Here is a 19,024-nt window from a genome sequence, read left to right as displayed (position 1 = left end):
CTTATAAAATTATGGTACAAAATTTATCAGCAGAAGAAATTATTCAATATATTAGTGACGCAAAAAAATCAACACCTTTAAAAGTATATGCTAACGGCGACTTTGCAAATACAACTTTCCCAGAATCATTTAAAGTTTTCGGTTCAGAAAATTCAAAAGTAATCTTTTGTGAAGCGGATGAATGGAAAACATTTTACGACAATAACCAAAGCAGCATTGAAGAATTAGAAATTGAAATGGATCGTCGTAATTCAGCTATCCCATTAAAAGACTTAACAAACACAAACGCTCGAATTGAGCCGGGTGCATTCATTAGAGAGCAAGCTACTATTGAAGATGGTGCCGTCGTAATGATGGGCGCTACAATTAATATTGGTGCTGTTGTTGGTGAAGGAACAATGATTGATATGAACGCTACATTAGGTGGTAGAGCTACGACAGGTAAAAATGTACACGTTGGTGCTGGTTCAGTACTAGCAGGTGTTATTGAACCGCCTAGTGCTTCTCCAGTAATCATTGAAGACGATGTATTAATTGGTGCTAACGCAGTAATTCTTGAAGGTGTTACAGTTGGACAAGGTGCAATTGTTGCAGCTGGTGCAATCGTAACGCAAGACGTACCTGCAGGTGCTGTCGTAGCTGGTACACCAGCAAAAGTAATTAAACAAACGAGTGAAGTAGAAGATTCAAAACGTGAAATTGTATCTGCTTTAAGAAACTTAAATAACTAATTTATAGTTATTAGCTTTAATAGGAGGACTGAGACACGTCAGTAGCTGATACTATAAGGTACATTATTAATGTATCTTATAAAATGACTGTTTCTTCCTCCTCTTTTTATTATAAAATTTTCATACATATAATGATTTAAAAATTGAAACTAACTTATTTATAAAGGAAATGATAATGATGAATGAACAAGAATTTGTAACTAAACATAGACGTTATCTACATCAACATCCCGAGTTAAGTTTACATGAATTTGAAACGACAAAATACATTGCCTCTTTTTTAGATGAACTAGGCGTAACGTATGAACGCCCTTTAGAAACAGGATTAATTGCCTACCTACCTGGTAAAGGTGATAAAACAATTGCTTTCCGTGCTGACATAGACGCCCTTCCTATTTTTGAAGAAAACGATGTTGATTATAGAAGTTTGAATGATAACGTTATGCACGCATGTGGACATGATGGTCATACAACTGCGTTAATGTTATTTGTTCGTCGTTGTAAGGAATGGTCAGATCAAGGACAATTGCCTCAAAATGTAGTATTTATTTTTCAACCAGCTGAAGAAACTGGTGGCGGTGCCAATAGATTAATCAAAGCTAATGCATTTGAAAACTACCCTATCGAAGCTGTATTTGGTATTCATGTAATGCCATTTGTTGAGGAAGGTTCAGTTGCAATTCGAGACGAGGAAATTACAGCAAGTGCTACAGAATATCGTTTTTATTTAAACGGTTTATCAAGTCATGTAGCCGATAAAGAGCAAGGTCATTCTTGTGGTGAGGCACTACAACATGTTTTATCTCAGGTCGGTAATATTCAACAATACCATTTAAACGGATTGAAAAGAAATATCGTACATATGGGTCGATTCGAAGCTGGTGAAGCTATTAACACTGTCCCTAGTAATGGCTATTTAGAAGGTACAATACGTACTTACGATGAAAATGACTTGGCCATTGTCAAAGAACAAATGCTTAAAATAGCTGATAGTGTTAAAACCCTATTTAATGTTGAATGTGAAGTAGACTTTGCTGAAGGCTATCCACCTACGTATAATAGCCCTAAATTAAGAAATAACGTAGAACATGCATTGAAAAATGCTGAATTAAAAGTTATAGATAAAACAACGCCTTATTTGTTCGGTGAAGATTTTAGTTTCTATAGTCAATTAGCACCTAGTTATTTTGTGTTTGTTGGAACTAAAGATGAAGCTAAAGGTTATGTAACAGGCTTACATACTGCACATTTAAATTTTAATGAATATATGCTAATTAAAGTCGCTGATTATTATCAACAAATACTATTTAATTATGATGAGGTGTAAGAGATGACAGCAATTTGGTCGGTAGATAAACAAACTTTTTTAAACAATGTCCAAACTGTTAAACAACAAAATAACATAATGGCAGTTGTTAAAAATAACGCCTATCATTATGGATTAGAATTTGCAGTGGAGCAATTTTTAAAAGCAGGTATTAATACTTTTAGCACAACCTCTTTAAAAGAAGCAATTAGAGTGAGAAAAATCGCGCCAAATGCAACTATATTTTTAATGAATGCAGTATATGAATTTGAAGAGTTAAGAACGTACAATATTGAAATGACCTTACCTTCTCTAGCGTATTATTACGAGCATTATGAAGATTTAGCTGGTATTAAAATTCATTTAGAATATGAGAATTTACTACATCGTTCTGGCTTAAAAAATATTAATGAAATCATTGAAGTATTGGAACATCATCACAATAATACGCATTCAGAGAAAATGATTATTAATGGTTTGTGGACTCACTTCGGTTATGCTGATGAATTTGGGGTGCCTGATTATGAACAAGAAAAGGCTGCATGGCTACAGGTTGTAGATATTGTACTTGCTGCAGGTTATTCATTTAATATGATACACGCTCAAAATAGTGCAAGTTACTACCGTGAGGACGGTATACTACCTCAACATACGCATGCAAGAATAGGAATTGCGTTATATGGTTCTAGACCGTATAGTACGGTAGCCGAACAAGAAATTGTTCAATCTTTAACCGTAAAAGGTAACGTCATTCAAATTAGAGAAGTTCAACAAGGACAATATTGTGGTTATAGTTTTGCTTTTGAAGCAGTAAAAGATAACACTAAGCTTGCAGTAGTCGATATTGGTTATGGCGACGGGATATTAAAAGCACGTGCTCAGCATGAGGCAATCATAAATGGTAAGCGATATCCAATTAGAGCTTTAATGATGAGTCATATGTTTGTAGAAGTTGACGATACGATAAATGCACAAGACGAAGTAATACTATATAATAATGATATACGTGTCGATGAATTTACGTTTAAAGGTGTGGGGGCAAACTCAGAACAATTAAGCGCAATGAACCATGATTCATTAATAAAGGAGTATAGATAATTATGACAGTAGAATATAACGCATACGGCGAATTATCGATGGGAGGCACGAGTCTTAAAACTGTTGCACAAAGTTTTGGCACGCCTACTATTGTTTACGATGAAACACAAATTAGAACACAGATGCAACGCTATCATGAAGCTTTTAAGCAAAGTGGTTTAAAATATAATATTTCATATGCTTCAAAAGCATTCACTTGTATTCAAATGGTGAAGCTTGTTGAGGAAGAAAACTTAGAATTAGATGTAGTTTCTGAAGGTGAATTATATACAGCACTTGAAGCTGGCTTTGACCCTAGTCATATTCATTTTCATGGCAATAATAAGACTAAACGAGAAATTCAGTATGCACTAGAAAATAAAGTAGGTTATATCGTTATTGATTCTTTAGATGAAATCGATATTATTAATAAATATGCTTCTGAAACAGTCAACGTCGTATTACGTTTAAATCCTGGTGTAGAAGCTCATACACATGAGTTTATCCAAACTGGACAAGAAGATAGTAAATTTGGTTTATCTATTAAACACGGCTTAGCAATTAAAGGTGTAGAAGCTGTAAATAATGCAGATAAATTAAATTTAAAAGGTGTTCACTTCCACGTCGGATCTCAAATTGAAGGTACCGAAGCGATGATTGAAACTGCTAAAATGGTTATTAACTGGCTAAGTGAACAAAAAATTAAAGTTGACCTCATAAACTTAGGTGGCGGCTTTAGTATTAAATACGTTGAGGGAGATGTAAGTTTTCCTATTGAAGACGGTATTGCAGAAATTACGACAGCTATTAAATCAATTGCTAATGAAGTTAACTACCCTATTCCTGAAATTGGCATAGAGCCAGGACGTTCTATCGTAGGTGAAGCTGGTATTACATTATACGAAGTGGGTACTATCAAGGATATACCTAACGTAAATAAATACGTTTCTGTAGATGGTGGTATGAGTGATCATATCAGAACTGCATTGTATGATGCTAGTTATGAAGCATTGCTAGTCAATAGAAATGAAGAGGCAGATGAAACAGTTACCCTTGCAGGTAAATTGTGCGAATCTGGGGATATAATTATTAAGGATGCTAAATTACCTTCTTCTGTTCAAAGAGGAGATTACTTGGCTATTTTATCTACGGGTGCTTATCATTATTCTATGGCTTCAAATTATAACCAAATGCAAAAGCCATCTGTATTTTTCTTGAAAGATGGTAAAGCTAGAGAAGTTATAAAAAGACAATCGTTAAGACAATTAATTATTAATGACACTAAATAATAAAAAAACCGTTACTTTTTTATATTAAAAAGTAACGGTTTTTTATAACTCTTTTTATGTAAAAAATAAGTAAAAAAAAAGAACCTTATCAACAAGGTTCTTTAATTAGTCAATAAACTAAATCTATGATTATAGTTTTACAACGTTTGCAGCTTGAGGACCGCGGTCGCCTTCAACTACTTCAAATTCTACTGATTGACCTTCTTCTAATGATTTGTAACCTTCTTGGTTAATAGCTGAGAAGTGTACGAATACGTCGTTTTCTCCTTCAACTTCGATAAAACCAAATCCTTTTTCAGCGTTAAACCATTTAACTGTACCTTGTTTCATAATTGTGAAACCTCCAAGACTAAAATTCTTTCAATATGCGTTATTCGCATATTACAAAAAATACGGTTTCACAGTTGTTGCTGTACAGACAATATTCTTTGCAATATGGAATAAAACTATTGCTTAATTGCTAGTATACGTGAATTTAATTTAAAATGCAATACATTATTGAAAAAATCGATTCAATCAATTATTGGAAGATCATAATAAACATTATTATTATTTAATACAATAAAACTATAGAATATTTGCAAGTTTTCATCACAATCTTCACAAAAACCTAATTCGCAATTATTATAAAATGCATGTATATTGAATTTACCTATTAAATAATTGTCATAATCTTCTTTGCATTTACGAATTTTATGTTGATAGTTATTTATCATTTCATCGTAAGTTTCAAAATCATCACGTTCTATTATATTATCAGTCCAATCACTAAAAAGCCACCAACCTTCGTAATCAGCTCTAATTTTAGTTATTGACCACATGTCATGCATCCCTCCCGTTACGATGACGCTATTACATTTATTGCCAGCAAGCTTTTACTTAGCTTGTATATATAATGGCTTTATTATCTAAATAATTTAATTACCAAAAGTAAATATGTATACTTCTAGAAATTTTTCCCGTTTTTAATATTCTAACTTTATCATGTGTAAAATCAAGTTTTACGTCTCATACTTTTGGCCGATAAAGATAAAATCGCATATGTTAAATATTAGTTTTGTGCGCTTAAATTGCGTATAATGACATTAAGAGGTGATTTTATATGCAACGTAAACACATTAAAGTATTTGGAATCGTACAAGGTGTTGGTTTTCGTTTTTATACAGAACGATTAGCACTAAAATATAATATTACCGGTACAGTTCAAAATGTCGAAAATTTCGTCGACATTTATGCTCAAGGTGATGAGGAGGATATTGCTGCATTTACTGAAGCTGTAATTAAAGGCGCCTCCCCTTCTTCCCAAGTTGATGACTATAACATTGAAGACTTAGATATAGATCAAGATTTAAAGCAATTTAAAACAATATAAAATAAAAAAGGAAGATGAATTTTGAGATACAATATTTCTCGTGTCTTGGGGACTGTTATCGCTTTTCCGATTGCTGTTATTGTATGGTTTGTTTGTATCTTTGCTCTAGATATACAATTTATTTTTGACTTGTTAATTTCAATTGCTACTTTCTTTGGGATTTATTTCCCTACACAACGCCTATCATCTAGAAAGTACTTACATGAAATTGGGTTGTCTCGCAGAGATTATCACTTCGTAAATAATCAATTAAATCATGCACAGGATAAAATTAGACGTATATTAAAGGTTTTTATTAACGTAAGATCTATTAAAGATTTCCGACAAGTCAATGATATATATCGCATCTCAAGAGCAATTTATTTTGCTGTGAAACAACAACCAGCAAAATTTTTCTTGGTTGAAAGTTTCTTTTATTCTCATATAGATAATGCATTAAACTTAATAGAATCTTATACAAGACTCTCTAAATCGCCTAAAAAATCACAAGAAGAAAAGCAAAAACTCGAACAAACACGTATCACGTTGGATGAAGTTAATCGTACATTGATAGCAGATTTGAAAAGAATTAATGAAGATGACTATCAAAAGTTAGATATAGAGATGGAATTAAATAAAATGGAACAAAAGAGACGCAAATAATAATGATTGAAATATTTAGAAACGGAGCGAACAATTATGTCTAGAGAACAAGATTATATTAATGCTCATCCGTTTGACTCATATATCGATGAGCAAACAACTAATGAATATGAAGCCCTCACTAGTAAGCAACAACAATTCTCACAAGTAGAACAACAGAAAATTCAAAAGTTAAGCCAATCGATTACGCCAATGGATAATGACGCATTATTGAATTTTGGTACAGAAGCACAATCAAACATGTCACAGTTTTCACATCGTATATTAAACGATGTGCGAACTTCAGATGTGGGACCTGTGGGCGATACTTTAGATAGTTTAATGTCTAAATTAAAATCTGTTAATCCTGATGAATTGAACCCTGAAAATCAATCAAAATTAAAAAGAATTTTTAAAAGAACGAAAGCGTCTATAAACGAAGTCTTTTCAAAAATGCAATCTGTAGGCTCACAAATCGATCGCATTTCAATAGAGTTAGATAAGCATAAGGGTAACCTTAAAAAAGATATTGATATGTTGGACGAATTATATAATCAAAATAAAGACTACTTTGATGATTTAACGTTATATATCGAAGCTGCAAAACAGAAAAAACATACAATTGAGCAACAAGATTTACCTCAATTACAAGAAAAAGCAAAGCAATCTTCGAATCAGATGGATGTCCAGGAAGCAGCTGATATGAGCCAATTTGTAGAACGACTTGATAAGCGTATATATGATTTACAATTATCTCGACAAATTGCGCTTCAAACTGCCCCACAAATTCGTATGATTCAAAATGTAAACCAAGCATTGGCGGAAAAAATACAAAGTTCAATTTTAACGAGTGTACCTTTATGGAAAAATCAAATGTCTATCGCTTTAACGCTCATGCGTCAGAGAAACGCTGTATCGGCCCAAAAAGCTGTGACTGATACTACGAATGATTTATTGCTTAAGAACTCCTCATTGCTTAAACAAAACGCTGTAGACACAGCCACTGAAAATGAGCGTGGTGTCGTGGATATTGAAACATTGAAAACAACGCAAAACGACATTATAGAAACAATCGAACAAACGCTACAAATTCAAAAGCAAGGACGTCAAAAACGTCAACAAGCTGAAGGTGAACTATCAGAACTTGAAGGTGAATTAAAACAACAGTTGTTAGATTTAAAGGATAATAAGCAACAATAATTTTTAGATAATATAAAAGCCATTCGATAATAAAATGATCGAATGGCTTTTATTTGTGGTAGTTAATTAGTCTACTACCTATCCCCTTGCGTTTAAGGCTATTTAAGGAAATATTAGATATCGCTGCATATAAATTTATTTCGATAATAAAAGAGAGCTAATCTATAAAATAGATTAACTCCCTTAGTTTGTTATATAAAAATTATATATCGCTATTCTTTTTCGTAAACGATTGGTTTTTCATTTTTAACAAATGCGGCAACAATATAACCGATAATTGTAAATACGACGGCTACTGGGAACCATTCTAATGAATATTGTTTTAGAGGCAGTGCATGGATAAATCCTATTTTAATCCAACCTTGGCTGTCTACTATACTTAATATCGCTACAATGGTTACTACTGCAACTGGAATACGTTGAGCAATAGGTTTTGTTGGGAATAATCTAGCAAGTAAGATTAAAAGTACAGAAGTAATGGCGATTGGATAAACTACGCTCAATACTGGAACTGACATCTTAATTACTGAATTTAATCCTTGGTTTGCTAAAATAAAACTTATAATTGTAAAAATAATTACATAAGCTTTGTATGGAATTTTTGGAAAAATTCGATTGAAGTATTCAGATACTGATACAATCAATCCGCATGCTGTAGTTAAACAAGCAAGTGCAACAATAATACCTAATAAATATTTACCAAATACACCGTAACCTACACCCGCAATTGTTGTTAATAAGTATGTACCAACGTTTTGGTCTTTAGCAGCTAAACTATCTAATTTAGCTTGAGATACATCCATATGGTTACCTATGAAACCAAGTGATATGTAAATAAATAGTAATGCTGCAGCGGCGATAACACCAGCCATAACTGTTTGTTTTAAAATGACATTAGCGTGTTTAACGCCAGTTGCTTTTACCGCATTTACGACAATCATTGAGAATGCAATCGCAGCGATAGCATCCATTGTTAAATAACCGTTTGTAAAGCCTTGTGAGAAACCTGCAAGGTTTGAAGTGTAAGCTTCCGCAGCTTTAGTTGGACCATTGCCACCGAAATCTACAAAGCCTTTTATAATCATCGCTAAAATAGTTAATAATAGTATTGGCGTTAATAAAGAACCGACACGATCAACCATTTTATTAGGATTAATACATAAATATAAAACGACGATAAAATATATTGCTGTGAAAATAAATAATGCTAGATTGCTACTTGTATGTGCAATTGGTGTAATTGTCATTTCAAAAGACGTTGATGCAGTACGTGGTATTGCAAATAAAGGTCCAATTGTTAAATAAATGACAATTAAGAATATAATAGAAAATTTAGGTGATATTTTATTTAAAGAACCGATATAACCTTCTTTATCTACGGCTCCAATGATTACTCCTAATAGTGGTAAACCAATACCAGTTAATGAAAATGCTAAGATTGATGGCCAAAAGTATTGACCGCTATCCAAACCTAAGTTTGGTGGGAAAATAAGGTTGCCCGCTCCAAAAAACATTGCAAATAACGTGAAACCTATAATCCATGTATTTTTGTTCATAATTAATACTCCTTCAATTTACCAAAAATATAATATTCATTATTCTACCATGGTATGAGACGTTTAGTCTATATAATTTTCAGAATATTTTAAATTATAAATAGCTATACTTAAAATGATTTTAATAATAGTTTTTTAAGTAAAGGTGAAAGATGACTAGGTAAGTGTTCTACTCCTTCAACAAAAATAGAATATTGCCCATAAATATTATGAATTGTTTGTTCTATATCTTCTGTGATTGGATCTTGGCTTAAAAAGACATTAAATACTTCAATACCCATTTTTCTCGCTGTTTCAACAGCTTCATAAGTATCAAGAATACCGTCTTGGCTATAATTGTATGCTGAAGGTTCACCATCAGAAAAGACAATTAAAAATTTCTGCTTGTGTGAACGTTGCAGTAATCGCTCACTACCAATTCTAATTGCTACGCCGTCCCTATTGTCGTCTTGAGGTTCTAATGCCATTATTCTAGGACCATCATTAACATAAGTCGATTTATCGTAATGGATGATTTCATCGATGATATTCGGTTGGTTTCTATCATCAGCTTCAAAAGCATCTTCATTAAATGCTAATATTTCATGTTTCACATTTAACGATTTTAAGGTTTCATGGAATAGTACGACGCCCTTTTTCGTTTCTTCCATTTTATCTTGCATACTCGCAGACGCATCGACTAGCAACGTGAAAGTCGCATCAAAGGTCTGACTTAAATCTTGCTTCTTATAAAATAATTTATATTGATCATCGATAAACCAATTTAATAAATTCTTTTGTAAACGCCCTTTAGTCAGATTGTTACGTTCATCAGTATATTCACGATCAATAGCTTTTTTGATAATTTGAATTAAATCTTTTGTTTCAATACTCACTGATTGTTCTACATCATGATAAGTTTTTACGTATTCAGGTTTAATATCTGGGATACGCCAATCAATCTCAACATTTTCATTAATACCAGTTAAGGCGAATGGACTTTTAGCCCCTAACGAATTTCCATCTGTATTATCAATAGTATTATCTGAACCTTTACCTTTTTTTGTTTGCATATCTGTCATATCATCACTAGCATCACCTTCACGATCGGTGTCGTTGTCACTCGCTGTGTCACTGTTTTCACCTTCGTGAAGTTCCATCTCTAAGTATGCTCCACCTGAAGATTGGCTGTCGGCTGCTTTCGTTTCAATTTCTTCACTTTCAGGTTCTTCATCGCTCTCATTACTATTTCCATCTACATTACTCGCGTCAGTTCTCGTCAACTCATCAAATGTCATAGTTTCCATTGCCGAGTATACTTGTTTAGGTAAATGATAATATTCATTTAACATATCTTCTTTTAAAATGTCATCGATTTGGAACATAATACGTTGTGCTAAAAATTGATTATCTTCGGAACTTTCACAGTTAAAGACATTTGGTAAATATTGATACATATTTAATAAAATATCATCGATAGACGGATGTATTTGAGGTACATCATAAAAATTTTCTGTAAGTAGAGAATAAGCAAGATTTAAAAATAATAAATCGGTATACGTCGTTTTTGTTTTATAGACATTAATCTGAGATTTAATATAATTTGTACGAATTTCACTTCTAAGTGACAAAGCCGTTGCTGTAGTTGGTCGTTGCTTCACTATTTCATTTATCACACGTTTATCTTCTAACAATTTAAATAATTGCTGATAAAATTTAGTGTGGGTAAAATTAGTATCACGAATGACGTCATTTACGACACCAATATCCATAAGCTGATAACCGTACGCCGCTAAAATCACGTCAGTTTTTAAACCTGTAGTCTCAATTTGTTTAGGTCGATGTGACCAAAATGAACTCGTAATGAGTGTGTCATTTTGTGGATCATAGTAAGGGAACTTTTGTATTTTAACTTGAGTTTGTTCGCTTTTAAGTAGCAAACGTGCCAAGTCTTGCAACATCATGACTTGTTTTGCGTCTAATTGTTCATCATTAAATTTAATAAAACGCTCGCTCATATTTATCCCTCACTAAAAATTTAATTCTACGGCATTGATTATCGCTTGTTGTTCGCGTTCATCTTCTAGTTTATCTATAATTGTACGTTTAATAGCTCTGTCGATAGGCATAACAGTAGCTAAATCACTTAAATCAATTAACGCTCTGATACTAGCAGCCTCTTCAGAAATTTGACCTTGCTTCGTCATCGTACGTAAATCTTCATTGAATTTTATTATTTGAGTAATCAATTTTTCATCTTGCAACTGACTTTGTTGTCTAATTACATCACCTAAAATATTACCGTCAATATAATCAACTTGAATAACGACAAAGCGATTTTTTAATGCTTCGTTCATTGGTAATGTACCAATATAACCTTCATTAATAGCCGCTATGACATTAAAACCAGGAGCCGCATTTATGACTTCACCGGTAAAGGGATTGGTTAATTTACGTCGATAATCAAGCACACCGTTTAATACGGGCAAAGTTTCAGGTTTAGCCATATTGATTTCATCAATATATAAAATATGTCCTTCTTTCATAGCTTTAATAACAGGTCCATCAATAAAGACAATTTCTTGTTGACCATCTTCGTTTGTCTTAATCGTTTTGAAACCGAGTAGACTTTCAGCGTCTAAATCGACAGAACAATTCACTTGGTACATGGGCTGTTGCAACGTTTCGCTTAATGTTTCGGCTAATTTAGTTTTACCTGAACCAGTTGGACCTTTTAATAATAGATTTTTATTTAATTTCAGTAATGATAACGCATCGTTATATACACTTTCGTCTGCATTGATATATTGCATATTCGTCATGTTGTGACTTCCTTTCTTGAATAGCTTTGTAAATTAAAAATAGACTGGGGCAAATACTATGAATATGCTGCCCTAGTCTGTATAAATTTATAAATTGATAGTGTTAAGATTATACTTCTTTAAAATATTCTTTGTAATAACCACCGACAAGACCTGAATTATCAACGATTTGATAATATTCTTCTGTTTCATTGATTACATCGTATTGTTTGCCGATAGTTAACATATTTGAAACTGTAAATTTTTGTGCATCCGTATGAACAACTTCTACAGTCTTTAATGGTGTATTGTCTTTCCAAGTTTCGTGTAACATAAAAAAGTTCCTTTCGTTATTTAATAGATTCTAGCGTTAAGATAAACGTAATCCCGCTATTTTCTGATATTCTTAAAGATTTTGATTCACCTTGATCTAGTGTTTGATAGGGTATACCAATAATTTCTAATTGTTGCACTGCATTTTGGTATATTTCTGGAGACTCAGTTGCAAACTCTACTTGTTCTACTATACCGTGTTCAGGCATTTTCACTTCATCTTCTGCTGAATATAAGTGCAGTTCCCCACCTAATCCACCATCACCAATTTTAAAAACTTGAATCTTTTGTGGCGCATCATCGTAAGGTAAATACTCAGCAAAATGCTCTAAACTGAATACCTTTGTTAAAATAGATTGAGTTAAAACAAGTTCATTTACTTTTACAATCACAGGGCCTAAACCTTGAATTTGATGTAAAGGATTAACAACACTGTCAAAAGTCGGCATGCCAAGTGGCGTACCTGTGTTATGTTCATTTGAATAAATTTCAAATGGTTGACCATTGTGGTCTTTAAATTGAAAATATTGGTGTCCATTTAAATCTGTCGTCGCACTATAGTCGATGTTTGCATTATTTAATATTGATTGATATTCTGCAATACCTTCATCAGTAGGTATACGTAAACCAATACTATCAATATGATTATTTGTACATTGATAATTAGGAATTTCCACAAAATGTAAGCGAGTTCCTGAATTGAGTTCAGCATCACCAAATCTTAACGCGCCATTTTTTTCTTCTACGCTAAGTCCGAGTATATCGCTAAATAATGTTTTGGTTTTCTGTAAATCATTCGTACCTGTAGTAACACTTCTTAGACCATTCATTAATAAGACACCTCTATACAATTGTTTTCAATTTATTATAACGCATTTTAGCGCTGATTTATACGGTCAAGTCTTTTTGATTTTAGTTCTTTTAAAAATATAAATAAACAAATTGGCTATATAGAATAATTGTATTAAAATATAGTTATAAATAAAGTATAAGTATTTATAATTGAATATTTTATAAGTCTAGGGAGGTTTTAGCATGGGCTTTTGGATTCTTTTCGGTATAACGGTATTAATAGCCGTTTACTCTTTAATTGTGTTATTAACTGCTTCTCCAAACAAGTCGCAAAAACGTACCAATGATGCTAATAAAGCTTCTAACAAAAAGGTTTATGGCATTATTTTCGTAGTATTTTTAGTTATAGCAATTATAGAAATTATTGTATTTGCGAATTCATAATAAATTTTGTTATATCGATTAAGTTAAAAGATAGGAGAACTGAATTAATTTCAGTTCTCCTTTTTTAACATATTATATATTGAGGTATATCTAACAATTATTGAATCTCCAAAGGTTAATCTAATAATTAGAAGAAATGATAGTAATTAAGTTATAATATTGTTTATAAATATTGGTTTTTGTCTTTTATAATTATGAAGGAGTTTTAGTATGAAGTTCGCAAAGATTTTATCAATTGTATGTACTGTATTACTAGTCGGCGTATTAGTATACGGTGTGATTATGATGATCGGTGATTTTATGGGGATAACGACTTTTAATAACCAATTATTAGTTGTTGGTATCGCCTTAGTACTTTTAAGTGATTTAGTTCAAAAAAGTAAAAAATCACTTTCTATTATTTTATTAATTGCAGGGATTATTTTAATTTTTATTGGATAATTTAACAAAGACAGTGAGTACAATGACTCACTGTCTTTTTAATATTAATCCTAAGTTTTTGCTCTTTATTCCCCTTTTTCTTGCTGGTCTTACATTTTCTGCTATTTTCTAATATTTGAATACGTTTCGACGTAATCTTGTTTTGTGCTATTACTGTTTTAGATTATTAATATCAAATTTTAATTTAGTTGGAAATTTTCTGTTACGGTAAATAAAGAATACTCAAATGCATTTTTGCTTTTATATTAAAGAAATAATGTTATTTACTTTTTTCTAATAATTTATCAAGTTCTTCTTTACTCACTTTTCGAGACTTAGGTAATCTTTTTGGTTTTGTACTATAAACACCTAATTCTTTGTTCAATTCATTTTCTTCATACCAACGTTCAGGCAAACTTAAATGTTTATGATTTTTCTTGCTTCCTCTAGTAATCTTTTTTGTTCCTTAATTGAAATAGTCATTTATATCACCTCAGCAATTTGTTTGGAATTACAATTTAAAATTGCATTAATTACTTTTACTTCGTTTTGTCTATATATATAAAGGACATCCTTTTCTTGTTTGGATAACTTAGGCTTCCAAACATTTTCGCCACAAATTTCAAGTTTATTAATTTTGTCATTCATGTGTTGCTGTTTACTCTTAAAAATATTGTTACTTTCTACAATTATTATAACATCTTTATAAATCATTCGACTCATGAACCCTTCTATTAGCTTTATCAATATCAAACGAACACAAAATAAATTTAATTGAATAGTCTACGAAAATGTACCTTTAAAAACATGTGTGTTTTATGTGTGAATTTAAAATTTTTGAATAATCCGATGGTGATTTGAGGCTTTTAATAAACTGAATGTAACTTCAAAAAAATACAACGACGTTAAACGCCGTTGTATTGTCAATTTATAAACTATTTTGTTTGTGAATTAAGATTCTAATAATAAATCTTCTGGGTTTTCAATTAAGTCTTTAATTGTTTTTAAGAATCCAACTGCTTCTTTACCGTCGATAATTCTGTGGTCATAGCTTAATGCAATGTACATCATTGGACGATTTTCGATTGTGTCTGCATCAATTGCAATTGGACGTGTGATGATAGAGTGCATGCCTAGGATTGCTGCTTGACTACCGTTAATAATTGGTGTTGACATCATTGAACCAAAGATACCACCATTAGTAATCGTGAACGAACCGTTAACCATATCATCTAATCCTAATTTTTTGTCGCGTGCTTTAACTGCTAAGTTAGCAATTTCTGCTTCGATTTCAGCAAAGTTTTTCTTGTCACAATCTCTAACGAATGGAACTAGTAATCCGTCATCAGTTGAAACTGCTACACCGATATCATAGAATTCCTTCGTAATCATGTCATCGCCATCGATTTCAGCATTAACTTCAGGATATTTTTTCAGTGCTGCGACTGCTGCTTTTGTGAAGAATGACATGAATCCAAGTTTTGTACCGTCATGATCTTTAATAAATTGATCTTTTTTACGCTTACGTAAGTTCATCACATTGGTCATGTCGATTTCATTGAATGTAGTCAACATTGCAGTGTTGTTTGATACTTCTAATAATTTCTTAGAAGCTGTTTTCTTACGACGTGACATTTTTTCTCTTTTAACTGGTTTTGAAGGGTTTTGATTTGCTGGTGCTTTTGCTTCTTCTTTCTTACTTGAATCAGCAGTGTTGCTTGATGAAGCTTGTTTGTTTTGACTTTGGTCGACATGTTCTTTTCTTACAACATCACCTGAATTAGAAGCAACATCGTTTAAATCAATGCCTTTTTCACGCGCATATTTTCTAGCAGATGGTGTTGCATTCACGCGTTGACTATTGTCGCTACTGCTGCTTTCTGATGTTTCTGAACTTGCAGCTTGTTGGTCTTTAGAATCATCAGCTTTGTTATCTGAAGATGAACTTGCTTCTTTATCTGAAGAACCTTGTGATTCGCTACTGCCGCTATTTGAAGGTTCTCCTTCACCTACAACAGCAACTGCTTGTCCTACTTCTACAGTATCACCTTCGTTAGCAAGTGTTTCTTGAAGTACGCCCGCATCTTCTGAAACAACTTCTACGTTAACTTTATCAGTTTCTAATTCTAAGATAGCTTCACCTTTATCTACGCTATCTCCTACTTGTTTTAACCATTCTGCAATGGTACCTTCTGTGATTGATTCTGCTAATTCTGGAACTTTTACTTCTGGCATGCCTAACTTCCCCCTAGTTATTATTTGTGCTTTGTTCTAATATCATATTTTGTACGAGTTTATGGATTTCTCCATCACCTTCAGCTGGTGCTGAACGTTGAATTCGACCATGGTAGCTTAAATCATATTTATCAATTGTTAACTCTTTCAAGTAAGGATAAACAAATGACCATGAGCCTTGGTTTTTCGGCTCTTCTTGTACCCAAGCGACATTTTCTAGATTTGGTAAATCGTTTAATAACGCTTCAATTTCTGAAGCAGGGAAAGGATATAGTCTTTCTACTGCTACGATTAAAATGGATTCGTTTGGATTTTCAGCTAAATATTCTTTCAAATCAATAAACATTTTTCCAGATGCTAAAATAACTTTTTTAACAGCTGATTTATCATGTTCTTCTGGTAAGATTGGTTCGAATTTTCCAGAAGTGAATTTTGAAATTGGGTCAGCTACAGTTTTGTTACGTAATAAGCTTTTAGGTGACATTACTACAAGTGGTCTCATAGATTGTGTACCTAAGTTAGCTGCTTGTAATCGTAACAAATGGAAATAGTTACTAGAACTAGATAAGTTAACAACAGTCATATTGTTTTCACCAGCAAGTTGTAAAAATCTTTCTAATCTTGCTGAAGAGTGTTCAGGACCTTGACCTTCAAATGAATGAGGTAAGAATAACGTTAATCCTGATCTTTCACCCCATTTAGCTCTTGAACTAAATAAGAAGTTGTCAAAAATCATTTGTGCCATATTTGAAAAGTCACCATACTGAGCTTCCCAAATCGTCATACAATCTTTGTTTTGTACGTTGTAACCATATTCAAATCCAACGACAGCTGCTTCTGATAGCGGTGAATTATACACTTCAAAAGTCGCTTTTTGATCTGGAACATTGTGTAATGGTGTATATGTGTCACCCGTTTCAGGGTCATGTAATACAGCATGACGATGACTGAATGTACCACGTTCACTGTCTTGTCCAGTTAATCGTATTGGTTTACCATCTTGTGTTATTGTAGCGAAAGCTAATTGTTCTGCTTGCGCCCAATCTACTAAGCCTTCTTCTGATTCGAATGGCTCTCTACGTTTTTCTAAGACTTTATTTAACTTTTTCATTACATTGAAACCTGATGGATAATTTAACATCGCATCGTTGATTTCTTTTAAATGGTCAAAGCTAAATTCTTTGTCGTCACCTTTTAATGGATCTTGCAAGCTTTCTGGACGTTGCATTTCAGGGTTGTCCATTTTATCGCTTTTATCAATTTTATCGTGAGCCGAACGTAATGTTTTTTGCGCTTCATCCATAATTGAATTCATTTTATCTTCAGATAAAATTTGTTCTTCAACTAGTTGTTTTCCGTACAATACATCTACTGAATCGTGCTTGCGAATTTCTTGATACTGTATTGGATTGGTAATTGAAGGTTCATCCATTTCGTTATGACCATAACGACGATAACCAACTAAATCAATCACAACATCTTTATGGAATTCTTTTCTGAATGCCATTGCAATCTCAATAGCTTCGATAGTTGCTTCTACATTATCTGCATTAACATGCATGATTGGTACATCATAACCTTTAGCAATATCAGAAGAATAAGTAGTTGAACGACCATCTTCTGGTTCAGTCGTGAAACCGATACGGTTATTCGTGATGATATGCAAACTACCACCAGTAGAATAGCCATCTAAACCACCAAGGTTCATAGCTTCAAAGTTAATACCTTGACCTGGATATGCAGCGTCACCATGAATAAGAATTGGCATCGCATTGTGGAAATCTGTCGTTACAGAACCAGCTTGTTCAGTATCATCTTGACTCGCTCTTGTTTTACCTAAGACAACCGGTGCAACAATTTCTAAGTGACTTGGGTTGTTTGCTAATGATATACGTTGCTCGATACCATATGAGTCAGTTGTTTTAACACCACCTAAGTGATATTTAACGTCTCCTGACCAACCATTAGTAAGTTGCAGGCTGCCATCTTCTGGTAAATACTTCATTGGATCAGTGTGCATAAATTCGGAAATCATCATTTCATATGGCTTTTCTAGCACGTGTGTTAGAACGTTTAATCTACCACGGTGTGCCATACCAATTTGAATATTTTGAATTCCTTCATCGCTAGCTAATCTTAAAGTTTGTTGTAACATAGGTACTAGCGTATCAACGCCTTCGATAGAAAAACGTTTAGCACCTACAAAGTTTTTGTGTAAATATTTTTCAAAACCTTCAACATGTGCAAGATTTTTGAATAATTCAATTTTTTGGTTTTCATTTAGTGTGGCTTTATAAGGTGTCTCTATACGACGCTTTAACCAAACACGTTCTTTATTATTATTAATGTGCGTGTATTCAAAAGCTATTGGGCCTTTATAACGTCTTTCCATACGATCAATTGCTTCATATGCATTGTCATAAATATCTTTGAAATGTTCTGAAACAATACCGGCCGAGATAGATTCTAATGTTTCTCTGTCTAAATTAAAATCTTCAATGCTTAGCTTTGGTACATGTTTTCTTTCAGGACGATTAACAGGATAAATATCTGCCAATAAATGCCCGTATTGACGAATGTTATCAATTAATCTCATAACACGTTTAATCGTGCTGTCGCCTTTTGCATCGCCTCTATCGGCGTTTGCTTTCGTTACGATGTCTGCTTCACCGTTTTTAATAGTACTGAATAGGACTTGCAAATCTTCAGGAACTGCAGATGGATCTTCTAAATAGATGTCGTACAAATCAAGTACATAACCAAGATTTGTCCCGAAATTTACAGGTGCCTCGGAAACCTGTCTTTCGTTGCTCATTTTACACCCTCCACAAAATAGTTGAAACGCTTACAAACCAATAATAGCATTAA

Annotated in this window: 20 protein-coding genes; 9 read left to right on the top strand and 11 right to left on the bottom strand. The window is 32.8% G+C overall.

The window, feature by feature from the left end; genetic code table 11:
* Nucleotides 1-11 precede the first annotated feature (11 nt).
* The 4 genes from dapD (at nucleotide 12) to lysA (ending at nucleotide 4,403) form a co-directional block, all read left to right on the top strand.
* A complete protein-coding gene (gene dapD, locus ISP08_RS07165) occupies nucleotides 12-731 on the top strand; it encodes a 2,3,4,5-tetrahydropyridine-2,6-dicarboxylate N-acetyltransferase (RefSeq protein ID WP_195718172.1) in 720 nt (239 codons plus the stop codon).
* A gap of 178 nt (nucleotides 732-909) precedes the next feature.
* Complete coding sequence (locus ISP08_RS07160; protein ID WP_195718687.1) at nucleotides 910-2,058, top strand: M20 metallopeptidase family protein; 1,149 nt, start codon at nucleotides 910-912, stop codon at nucleotides 2,056-2,058.
* Nucleotides 2,059-2,061: 3 nt separating this feature from the next.
* Nucleotides 2,062-3,135, top strand: coding sequence for an alanine racemase (locus tag ISP08_RS07155; RefSeq protein ID WP_195718171.1), 1,074 nt, complete (start codon nucleotides 2,062-2,064; stop codon nucleotides 3,133-3,135).
* Nucleotides 3,136-3,137: 2 nt separating this feature from the next.
* Complete coding sequence (gene lysA, locus ISP08_RS07150; RefSeq protein ID WP_195718170.1) at nucleotides 3,138-4,403, top strand: diaminopimelate decarboxylase; 1,266 nt, start codon at nucleotides 3,138-3,140, stop codon at nucleotides 4,401-4,403.
* Between the two features lie 129 nt (nucleotides 4,404-4,532).
* On the opposite strand, the gene cspA is transcribed toward lysA, so the two are convergent.
* Both cspA and msaA read right to left on the bottom strand, forming a co-directional pair.
* Nucleotides 4,533-4,733: a cold shock protein CspA gene (cspA, locus tag ISP08_RS07145; protein ID WP_001831260.1), complete on the bottom strand. Its 201-nt coding sequence runs from the start codon at nucleotides 4,731-4,733 to the stop codon at nucleotides 4,533-4,535.
* Nucleotides 4,734-4,915: 182 nt separating this feature from the next.
* The gene (msaA, locus tag ISP08_RS07140) at nucleotides 4,916-5,224 is read right to left on the bottom strand and encodes a regulatory protein MsaA (RefSeq protein WP_048793218.1); all 309 of its coding nucleotides are present in this window, start codon (nucleotides 5,222-5,224) and stop codon (nucleotides 4,916-4,918) included.
* A gap of 281 nt (nucleotides 5,225-5,505) precedes the next feature.
* On the opposite strand from msaA, the gene ISP08_RS07135 reads away from it, so the two are divergent.
* The 3 genes from ISP08_RS07135 to ISP08_RS07125 are packed head-to-tail and all read left to right on the top strand — an operon-like array spanning nucleotide 5,506 to nucleotide 7,596.
* Entirely contained in the window at nucleotides 5,506-5,775 is a 270-nt protein-coding gene (locus tag ISP08_RS07135) for an acylphosphatase (protein ID WP_048793217.1), read from the top strand.
* A gap of 21 nt (nucleotides 5,776-5,796) precedes the next feature.
* Complete coding sequence (locus ISP08_RS07130) at nucleotides 5,797-6,417, top strand: 5-bromo-4-chloroindolyl phosphate hydrolysis family protein (RefSeq protein WP_195718169.1); 621 nt, start codon at nucleotides 5,797-5,799, stop codon at nucleotides 6,415-6,417.
* 36 nt (nucleotides 6,418-6,453) lie between these two features.
* Entirely contained in the window at nucleotides 6,454-7,596 is a 1,143-nt protein-coding gene (locus ISP08_RS07125) for a toxic anion resistance protein (protein WP_195718168.1), read from the top strand.
* A 212-nt stretch (nucleotides 7,597-7,808) separates the two neighbouring features.
* Here the strand turns inward: ISP08_RS07125 and brnQ3 are convergent, their stop codons facing one another.
* The 5 genes from brnQ3 to ISP08_RS07100 form a co-directional block, all read right to left on the bottom strand.
* A complete protein-coding gene (gene brnQ3, locus ISP08_RS07120; protein ID WP_195718167.1) occupies nucleotides 7,809-9,152 on the bottom strand; it encodes a branched-chain amino acid-like transporter carrier protein BrnQ3 in 1,344 nt (447 codons plus the stop codon).
* A 110-nt stretch (nucleotides 9,153-9,262) separates the two neighbouring features.
* Complete coding sequence (locus ISP08_RS07115; RefSeq protein ID WP_195718166.1) at nucleotides 9,263-11,149, bottom strand: vWA domain-containing protein; 1,887 nt, start codon at nucleotides 11,147-11,149, stop codon at nucleotides 9,263-9,265.
* 12 nt (nucleotides 11,150-11,161) lie between these two features.
* The gene (locus ISP08_RS07110; RefSeq protein ID WP_195718165.1) at nucleotides 11,162-11,953 is read right to left on the bottom strand and encodes an ATP-binding protein; all 792 of its coding nucleotides are present in this window, start codon (nucleotides 11,951-11,953) and stop codon (nucleotides 11,162-11,164) included.
* Nucleotides 11,954-12,062: 109 nt separating this feature from the next.
* Nucleotides 12,063-12,266, bottom strand: coding sequence for a DUF6501 family protein (locus tag ISP08_RS07105; protein ID WP_195718164.1), 204 nt, complete (start codon nucleotides 12,264-12,266; stop codon nucleotides 12,063-12,065).
* 16 nt (nucleotides 12,267-12,282) lie between these two features.
* Nucleotides 12,283-13,095 carry a VOC family protein gene (locus tag ISP08_RS07100; protein WP_048793210.1) on the bottom strand — a complete coding sequence of 271 codons (813 nt, stop codon included), beginning with the start codon at nucleotides 13,093-13,095 and terminating at the stop codon, nucleotides 12,283-12,285.
* Nucleotides 13,096-13,300: 205 nt separating this feature from the next.
* On the opposite strand from ISP08_RS07100, the gene ISP08_RS07095 reads away from it, so the two are divergent.
* Both ISP08_RS07095 and ISP08_RS07090 read left to right on the top strand, forming a co-directional pair.
* The gene (locus ISP08_RS07095) at nucleotides 13,301-13,501 is read left to right on the top strand and encodes a Mid2-like cell wall stress sensor domain protein (protein ID WP_048793209.1); all 201 of its coding nucleotides are present in this window, start codon (nucleotides 13,301-13,303) and stop codon (nucleotides 13,499-13,501) included.
* Nucleotides 13,502-13,711: 210 nt separating this feature from the next.
* Nucleotides 13,712-13,942: a hypothetical protein gene (locus tag ISP08_RS07090; protein ID WP_195718163.1), complete on the top strand. Its 231-nt coding sequence runs from the start codon at nucleotides 13,712-13,714 to the stop codon at nucleotides 13,940-13,942.
* Nucleotides 13,943-14,201: 259 nt separating this feature from the next.
* Here the strand turns inward: ISP08_RS07090 and ISP08_RS12935 are convergent, their stop codons facing one another.
* The 4 genes from ISP08_RS12935 to ISP08_RS07075 all read right to left on the bottom strand — a co-directional run bounded on the left by ISP08_RS12935 (nucleotide 14,202) and on the right by ISP08_RS07075 (nucleotide 18,971).
* Nucleotides 14,202-14,336 (bottom strand): hypothetical protein, encoded by a 135-nt coding sequence (locus tag ISP08_RS12935; RefSeq protein ID WP_279610835.1) that lies wholly within the window; start codon nucleotides 14,334-14,336, stop codon nucleotides 14,202-14,204.
* Nucleotides 14,337-14,404: 68 nt separating this feature from the next.
* Nucleotides 14,405-14,644 (bottom strand): hypothetical protein, encoded by a 240-nt coding sequence (locus ISP08_RS07085; RefSeq protein WP_195718162.1) that lies wholly within the window; start codon nucleotides 14,642-14,644, stop codon nucleotides 14,405-14,407.
* 228 nt (nucleotides 14,645-14,872) lie between these two features.
* Nucleotides 14,873-16,156 (bottom strand): dihydrolipoyllysine-residue succinyltransferase, encoded by a 1,284-nt coding sequence (gene sucB, locus ISP08_RS07080; RefSeq protein ID WP_195718161.1) that lies wholly within the window; start codon nucleotides 16,154-16,156, stop codon nucleotides 14,873-14,875.
* A 13-nt stretch (nucleotides 16,157-16,169) separates the two neighbouring features.
* On the bottom strand, nucleotides 16,170-18,971 hold the full coding sequence (locus ISP08_RS07075; RefSeq protein WP_195718160.1) for a 2-oxoglutarate dehydrogenase E1 component: 2,802 nt from the start codon (nucleotides 18,969-18,971) through the stop codon (nucleotides 16,170-16,172).
* Nucleotides 18,972-19,024 lie beyond the last annotated feature (53 nt).

Origin of the sequence: Staphylococcus lloydii (assembly GCF_015775975.1) — a bacterium.
Classification (GTDB): domain Bacteria; phylum Bacillota; class Bacilli; order Staphylococcales; family Staphylococcaceae; genus Staphylococcus; species Staphylococcus lloydii.
This window is presented reverse-complemented; position numbering and strand designations above follow the sequence as displayed.

What these genes read in the sequence shown, in the direction of transcription:
- dapD (WP_195718172.1), top strand. Translation starts at nt 12, where the DNA reads ATGGTACAAAATTTATCAGCAGAAGAAATTATTCAATATATTAGTGAC.
- ISP08_RS07160 (WP_195718687.1), top strand. Translation starts at nt 910, where the DNA reads ATGAATGAACAAGAATTTGTAACTAAACATAGACGTTATCTACATCAA.
- ISP08_RS07155 (WP_195718171.1), top strand. Translation starts at nt 2,062, where the DNA reads ATGACAGCAATTTGGTCGGTAGATAAACAAACTTTTTTAAACAATGTC.
- lysA (WP_195718170.1), top strand. Translation starts at nt 3,138, where the DNA reads ATGACAGTAGAATATAACGCATACGGCGAATTATCGATGGGAGGCACG.
- cspA (WP_001831260.1), bottom strand. Translation starts at nt 4,733, where the DNA reads ATGAAACAAGGTACAGTTAAATGGTTTAACGCTGAAAAAGGATTTGGT.
- msaA (WP_048793218.1), bottom strand. Translation starts at nt 5,224, where the DNA reads ATGTGGTCAATAACTAAAATTAGAGCTGATTACGAAGGTTGGTGGCTT.
- ISP08_RS07135 (WP_048793217.1), top strand. Translation starts at nt 5,506, where the DNA reads ATGCAACGTAAACACATTAAAGTATTTGGAATCGTACAAGGTGTTGGT.
- ISP08_RS07125 (WP_195718168.1), top strand. Translation starts at nt 6,454, where the DNA reads ATGTCTAGAGAACAAGATTATATTAATGCTCATCCGTTTGACTCATAT.
- brnQ3 (WP_195718167.1), bottom strand. Translation starts at nt 9,152, where the DNA reads ATGAACAAAAATACATGGATTATAGGTTTCACGTTATTTGCAATGTTT.
- ISP08_RS07115 (WP_195718166.1), bottom strand. Translation starts at nt 11,149, where the DNA reads ATGAGCGAGCGTTTTATTAAATTTAATGATGAACAATTAGACGCAAAA.
- ISP08_RS07110 (WP_195718165.1), bottom strand. Translation starts at nt 11,953, where the DNA reads ATGACGAATATGCAATATATCAATGCAGACGAAAGTGTATATAACGAT.
- ISP08_RS07105 (WP_195718164.1), bottom strand. Translation starts at nt 12,266, where the DNA reads ATGTTACACGAAACTTGGAAAGACAATACACCATTAAAGACTGTAGAA.
- ISP08_RS07100 (WP_048793210.1), bottom strand. Translation starts at nt 13,095, where the DNA reads ATGAATGGTCTAAGAAGTGTTACTACAGGTACGAATGATTTACAGAAA.
- ISP08_RS07095 (WP_048793209.1), top strand. Translation starts at nt 13,301, where the DNA reads ATGGGCTTTTGGATTCTTTTCGGTATAACGGTATTAATAGCCGTTTAC.
- ISP08_RS07090 (WP_195718163.1), top strand. Translation starts at nt 13,712, where the DNA reads ATGAAGTTCGCAAAGATTTTATCAATTGTATGTACTGTATTACTAGTC.
- ISP08_RS07085 (WP_195718162.1), bottom strand. Translation starts at nt 14,644, where the DNA reads ATGAGTCGAATGATTTATAAAGATGTTATAATAATTGTAGAAAGTAAC.
- sucB (WP_195718161.1), bottom strand. Translation starts at nt 16,156, where the DNA reads ATGCCAGAAGTAAAAGTTCCAGAATTAGCAGAATCAATCACAGAAGGT.
- ISP08_RS07075 (WP_195718160.1), bottom strand. Translation starts at nt 18,971, where the DNA reads ATGAGCAACGAAAGACAGGTTTCCGAGGCACCTGTAAATTTCGGGACA.